At 71.1% G+C, this 6282-nt stretch carries 6 protein-coding genes; 3 read left to right on the plus strand and 3 right to left on the minus strand.

What is annotated here, in order from left to right:
- Nucleotides 1-99: 99 nt before the first annotated feature.
- The 3 genes from AOK24_RS14925 to AOK24_RS14935 form a co-directional block, all read right to left on the minus strand.
- Entirely contained in the window at nt 100-1557 is a 1458-nt protein-coding gene (locus AOK24_RS14925; protein ID WP_055720553.1) for an APC family permease, read from the minus strand.
- Between the two features lie 282 nt (nt 1558-1839).
- On the minus strand, nt 1840-3243 hold the full coding sequence (gene sthA, locus AOK24_RS14930) for a Si-specific NAD(P)(+) transhydrogenase (protein WP_055720554.1): 1404 nt from the start codon (nt 3241-3243) through the stop codon (nt 1840-1842).
- A 99-nt stretch (nt 3244-3342) separates the two neighbouring features.
- The gene (locus tag AOK24_RS14935) at nt 3343-3528 is read right to left on the minus strand and encodes a hypothetical protein (RefSeq protein WP_055720555.1); all 186 of its coding nucleotides are present in this window, start codon (nt 3526-3528) and stop codon (nt 3343-3345) included.
- Nucleotides 3529-3807: 279 nt separating this feature from the next.
- On the opposite strand from AOK24_RS14935, the gene AOK24_RS14940 reads away from it, so the two are divergent.
- The 3 genes from AOK24_RS14940 to AOK24_RS14950 all read left to right on the plus strand — a co-directional run bounded on the left by AOK24_RS14940 (nt 3808) and on the right by AOK24_RS14950 (nt 5633).
- Entirely contained in the window at nt 3808-4713 is a 906-nt protein-coding gene (locus AOK24_RS14940; protein WP_055720556.1) for a GNAT family N-acetyltransferase, read from the plus strand.
- Nucleotides 4714-4752: 39 nt separating this feature from the next.
- Nucleotides 4753-5073, plus strand: coding sequence for a hypothetical protein (locus AOK24_RS14945; protein ID WP_055720557.1), 321 nt, complete (start codon nt 4753-4755; stop codon nt 5071-5073).
- Between the two features lie 86 nt (nt 5074-5159).
- The gene (locus tag AOK24_RS14950; RefSeq protein WP_055720558.1) at nt 5160-5633 is read left to right on the plus strand and encodes a carboxymuconolactone decarboxylase family protein; all 474 of its coding nucleotides are present in this window, start codon (nt 5160-5162) and stop codon (nt 5631-5633) included.
- Nucleotides 5634-6282: the final 649 nt, after the last annotated feature.

A 6282-nucleotide genomic window follows, 5' to 3' on the forward strand; every position in this document is an offset into this window, starting at 1 on the left:
GGGCCGCGCGGGGCGTGGCGTGCTTCCCGTTGACCGCCCCGCGCGCCCCCGAGAATCGGCGCGACAGCCTCGTACCCGTCGTCGTCCCCGGCCTGTGGGTCAGAAGTCCGTCGGTACGCCCTCGTACGCGCCTCTCCCCGCAGGGACCGCGTGGGAGGTGACCGTGTGGGAGGCGTCCAGGCGGGTGGGGCGGTAGTAGTCGCTGCCCTTGGCGCGGTACCAGAGGAGCGGGACGAGGCCGAGGGCGAGGCCGCCGAGGCCGATGGTGATCGCGGGGGTGCTGAGGGAGCTCAGGGACTCGATGAAGATCCAGAACATGAAGAGGGCGCCGGACAGGGGCCAGACGCCGCCCAGGAGGAAGGTCGCGGGGGATTTGAAGAGGAGCCTGCGGTACGCGACGACCGCCGCGAGCCCCGTGAGGCCGTAGTACAGGGCGATCTGGAGGCCCATCGCGGAGATCGCGTCCGCGAGGATCTCACCGACGGAGCCGAGCGCGTTGGACGCGACGAGCAGCGTGAGCGCGACCGCGCCGACGACGGCGACCGGCACCCAGGGCGTGTTCCAGCGCCGGTGGACGAGGCCGAACGCGGCCGGCATCGTACGGTCGCGCCCCATCGCGAACAGGGAGCGGGTGACCTGGATGAGCGTGGTCTCCAGTGTGGCGATCGTGGACAGCATGACCGCCACGACCAGCAGTTTCCCGCCCCACCCGGGCCACACGGCCTCCCCGAGCACGCCCAGCACGTTCGCCGCGTTCCGGTCGATCTCGTCCCGCGTCAGCACGACGTTGATGGCGACCGTGTAGATCTCGAACAGCAGGAACACGATCCCGAGGCCGATCAGCCCGGCGAGCCCGGTGGTCCGGCGGCTGTCGCGCGTCTCCTCGCCGAGGTTGCTGCTGACGTCCCAGCCCCAGTAGTAGAACGCGGCGACCAGCGCCCCCGCCGCGAACCCGCCGACCTCGTCGAACTGCCCGGGCCCGAACCAGCCCCAGTCGAAGGCCCGCGCGGTGTCCGTGTGCATGAACGCGAGCACGGCGAAGACCGCGAGGATCGTCAACTCGATGCCGGACATGAGGAGTTGGACCCGCGCGGTGAGCCGCGCCCCGCCGAGCACGATGCCCAGCATCAGGACGAACCAGCCCGCGCCGACGACCGTCGACCAGCCCGTGGACTCCGCGAGCCCCTCGTCGAACAGGGAGAGCGTCAGCGACCCGGCGGGCAGCGACCCGGCGACCATGAAGATGGTCGTCGACACCACCAGCGCCCACCCGCTGAGGAACCCGAGGAACGGATGGAGCGTGCGCCCCACCCACGAGTACGCCGCCCCCGCGTTCGCGTCGATGCGGCCCAGATGCCGGTAGGCGAGCGCGATGCCCAGCATCGGCAGCGCGCAGTAGAGCAGGGCCGCCGGCCCGGCCAGACCGACCGCGCCGACCAGTACGGCGGTTGTCGCCGCGATCGAGTACGCGGGAGCGCTGCCCGCGAGCGCCATCACCGTCGTCTCGAAGGTGCCGAGGACGTTCGCCTGAAGCCCTCGACCACTGCTGTTGCTCATGGTGCGCTGCTTTCCGTCGTGCACACCGCGCGGCGGGAACTGCCCGGCGGCGCGTGGGGGGTGGGGGGTTGCACCGCCGCGCGTCCAGGGATGGGCCTGGGGCGGCGGCGGGAAAAGGCCGTACGGAACCTGCGTGCGGGACCTGTCGCACCACCGCTCCGTCGGCGGCCGGTCACACCGAGTATGCGAGTGATGATAGTCCCAACGGTTGACCTTTCAAGATTGACCGTCGGGTAACCTCTACGACCGATTTTCTCGAACTCCCTTGCGCCGTACGAGCGTTCAGTCGCCGATCCGGTCCAGCTGACGCAGCCGGTTCGTCGCGTCCAGCGCCGCGACCTTGTAGGACTCCGCCAGCGTCGGGTAGTTGAAGACCGCGTCCACCAAGTAGTCGACGGTGCCCCCGCAGCCCATCACCGACTGGCCGATGTGGATGAGTTCCGTCGCCCCGCTCCCGAAGCAGTGCACCCCGAGCAGCTTGCGGTCCACCGGCGACACCAGCAGCTTCAGCATCCCGTGCGCGTCCCCGATGATCTGACCCCGCGCCAGCTCCCGGTACCGGGCCACCCCGACCTCGAACGGCACGCGTTCCTCGGTGAGTTGATCCTCCGTACGGCCGACGAAGCTGATCTCCGGGATCGTGTAGATGCCAATCGGCTGGAGCGCGTCCATCCGGCCCACCGGCTCCCCGAACGCGTGGTACGCCGCCGCCCGGCCCTGCTCCATCGCCGTCGCCGCGAGCGCCGGATAGCCGATCACGTCGCCGACCGCGTAGATGTGCGGGACCTCGGTGCGGTAGTGCTCGTCCACGGCGATCCGGCCACGCGCGTCCGCCGTCAACCCCGCGTTCTCCAGGGCGAGTTCATCGGTCAGGCCCTGCCGGCCCGCCGAGTACATCACCGCGTCCGCCGGGATCTTCTTGCCGCTCTCCAGCACCGTCAGCGCGCTGTGCTGGTGCTGCTCCACCGCCGCGACCGTCTCCCCGAACCGGAACGTCACGGCGAGGTCGCGCAGGTGGTACTTGAGCGCCTCGACGATCTCCATGTCGCACATGTCCAGCATGGCCGGGCGGCGTTCGACGACGGTCACCTTGCTGCCGAGCGCCGCGAACATGCTCGCGTACTCCATGCCGATCACGCCCGCGCCGACGATCACCATCGACCTCGGGACGCGTTCGATCGTCAGCACGTTGTCCGAGTCGAGGATCGTCCGGCCGTCGAACTCCACGCTCGGCGGGCGTGCGGGGCGGGTGCCGGTCGCGATGACAACGTGCTCCGCCGTCAACACCCGCTCGTGGCCGGTGACTTCGCGCAGGGCGACGGTGTGCGGGTCCAGGAAGCGGCCGGTCCCCGCGAACAACGGGACCTGGTTGCGAGCCAGTTGGCTGCGGATGACCTCGATCTCGCGGTTCACGACATGCTGCGTACGGGCCGTGAGGTCGGCGACGGTGATGTTCTCCTTCAGCCGGTAGCTCTGGCCGTACAGGTCCCGCTGGGTGAGGCCGGTCAGGTACAGCACCGCCTCCCGCAGGGTCTTCGACGGGATGGTGCCGGTGTGCAGCGAGACACCGCCGACCATGTCGCCGCGGTCGACGACACCCACTCTGCGGCCGAGTTTGGCCGCGGCGATGGCGGCTTTCTGGCCGCCGGGACCGGATCCGAGCACGAGCATGTCGAAATCGGGCACGGTCGGAGTGTGGCAGGGGGTGAGGCTTTCCGGAAGGGGACGTCGGTGCGGGCACGCCGGGTGCCGGGTGTCAGGTGCGGGGTGTCGCGTGCCGGGTCTCTAGGGGAGCAGCTTCTCGATCGCGGCGTCTCCCTCCGTGGCCAGTTTGCGTTCGGCCCAGGCGAGGTTCTCGGGGGTGAGGTCGCGGCCGGCGGCGAGGACGACGTCCTCGGCGGTCACCTCGGTCCCCGTACGGGTGTGGAGCAGGGCGTCGGGGGTGGCACGGTCCTCGGAGGGGTTCGTCATGGGATGGACTCCTCTGGTGCGGTCGACCGGCGAGGTCGACAAATCCACTATCACCACACATCGCGCGGCTCGCATGTGCGCGTGCCCACGGAGATCGCCGGAAAACTCGTGGACGCCCCCGAGACGGCTGTCGTATCGTCTGACCGCACGCCCGAGACGCACGGAAGGAGGCGAGTGCCATGCAGTCCACCACGACCCCGCGCTCCCTCCCCGCCGCCGTCGCGTGCCACGTCTGACCTGCCCGGGAGCGCACCGCACAGCCGCCACCCGGAGGAATCCGTGACCGACCTGGTCATCCGCGCGCTCGACGAGAGCGACGCCCACCTGTTCGACACCCTGCCCGACCCGCTGCGCTCCGCCGACGCCCTGGGCCACGTCACCTACCGCCCCGACTGGAAACGCGTCGCCCTGCGCGACGGCCGTGTCGTGGCCCGCGCCGCCTGGTGGGGCGGGCCCGGCGATGCCGAACCCCTGGCCGCGCACTGGTTCGACTTCGCCGACGGCGAGGCGGAAGCCGGCGCGGAACTCCTGCGTACGGCCCCCTGGCGGGTCGGCGTGGAGCTGAACCCGCCCGGCGGCTGGCGCGACGACCCCGCGACGAAGGCCGCCGGAGAGGCCCGCATCGACGCGGCACGGCGAGCGGGACAGCGCGTCCTCGCCGAGCGCTACATCTACCGCTGGACCCCCGAATGCGGCCTCCCCGACCGCCCCGGCCGCCTCTCCTTCGGCCCCGAACCCGACGACGCCGTCTTCTTCGACGCCCTGCGCCGCATCCACTCCGTCACCCTCGACGCGCACGCGCGCAAGGCCATCGAGGAGGGCGGCCTCGACCAGGCCGCGCAGGAGGAGATCGACTTCTTCCGCTGGTGCCCGTCGCCCCGCGAGTGGTGGCAGGTCGCCCGTACGCCCTCGGGCGAGCCGGCCGGCATCCACATCCCGGCCCACAACTCCAGCGGGCCCTGCATCGGGTTCATCGGCGTCGTGCCGGAGCAGCGCGGGCACGGGTACGCCTACGACCTGCTCGCCGAGTGCACCCACTACCTCGCCGAACGGGGTGCGCGGTTCATCGCCGCGGCCACCGACCAGGGGAACTTCCCGATGGCCGCGCACTTCACGAAGGCCGGGTATCCCGTGGTGCGGGAGCGGGTGAACTTCGCCTGCGAGGGCGTTGTCAGTGGGGGGTGACAAGGTGGGGTGAGACGGACTGAGAGGACTGGAGGGGACATGGGGTTCGACGGGGAGATCTGGCGGCTGCGGTGCGGGGGCGAGGAGGTCGGTACGGTCACGATCGACGACGCCGACTTCCCCTGGCTCTCGGGCCGCTTCACGCCGGGGCCGGGGTACGCGGCCGTCGAACCCCTCTTCACCCGTGAGCTGGCAATGCTCAACGAGGGGTGGACCGAGGAGTGGGAGTCCGCGTACGACGAGATCACGAGCCGCGTCTCCCTGTCCTCCCCGGACGGGCCGGTGCCGGAGTTCCTGCTGCACATCGAGGGGGAGCGGGCGTGGTTCCGGTGGAGCGACGAACCCTTCGAGGAAGAGTGACGGGCGTCACACCCAGGGCTGTCACACTCGCGCTCTCCCCGCTGTCTAAGGGGTGTACCCAAACGGCACACCACAGGGAGAACACGATGGAAGCCCGCCTCAACCTCTTCGGCAGCCAGCTCTTCGGCAAGGTCCTCCGGCACGTCAACTCGGCCGGCAAGGTCATCTCGGACTCCACCCTCCCCGCAGCCACCCAGGAGTTGGTCAAGATCCGGGCCAGCCAGATCAACGGCTGCGGCTTCTGCACCGACATGCACACCAAGGACGCCACCGCCGCCGGCGAGGACACGACCCGCCTCCACCTGATCGCCGCCTGGCGCGAGGCCACAGTCTTCACCGACGCCGAACGCGCCGCCCTCGCCCTGGCCGAGGAGGGCACCCGCATCGCCGACGCGGCCGGCGGCGTCTCGGACGAGACCTGGCAGAACGCCACGAAGCACTACGACGAGGACCAGCTGGCCGCGCTGGTGTCCCTGATCGCCATCATCAACGCGTACAACCGGGCCAACGTCATCGTCCGCCAGCCCGCAGGCGACTACCAGCCGGGCATGTTCGGCTGACGAAAGCCGGCGGCGAAGCCTTTACGCAGGACGGGGCGAGCCTCGATGGGGCGCGCAGCGCCCTTCAGGGACGCGGGGCTGTGCCTGATGTCCGGCTGCCGTCGCATGGGCGTGACCGCCCACTGCGGCGCCGCAGTCACCGCCTGGGACGCGTCCTGGACGGGGCGCGGGGCTGTATCTGATGTGCGGCTACCGCTGCGCGGGCGAGACCAGCCCCCGCGGCGCGGCAGTCACCGCCTGGGGCGCGCCTCGATGGGGCGCGCAGCGCCCTTCAGGGGTGCGGGGCTGTGCCTGATGTGCGGCTCCGCCGCGCGGGCGCGATGAGCCCCTGTGGCGCGGCAGTCGCCGCCTGGGGCGCGTCTTGATGGGGCGCGCGGCGCCTCTTCAGGGGTGCGGGGCTGTGCTTGATGTGCGGCTACCACCGCGCGGGCGCGACCAGCCCCCGCGGCGCCGCAGTCGCCATCCGGCCTGCTGCGGCTCTTTGGCGGGCGAGGCTTGATGGGCGCGGGGCTGTATCTGATGTGCGGCTACCGCCGCGCGGGCGCGACTAGCCTCCGCGGCGCCGCAGTCGCCACCCTGCCTGCTGCGGCACTCTGGCGGGCGAGGCTTGATGGGCGCGCAGCGCCCATCCAGGGGCGCGGGGAACTGC

Origin of the sequence: Streptomyces niveiscabiei (assembly GCF_001419795.1) — a bacterium.
Lineage (GTDB): Bacteria > Actinomycetota > Actinomycetes > Streptomycetales > Streptomycetaceae > Streptomyces > Streptomyces niveiscabiei.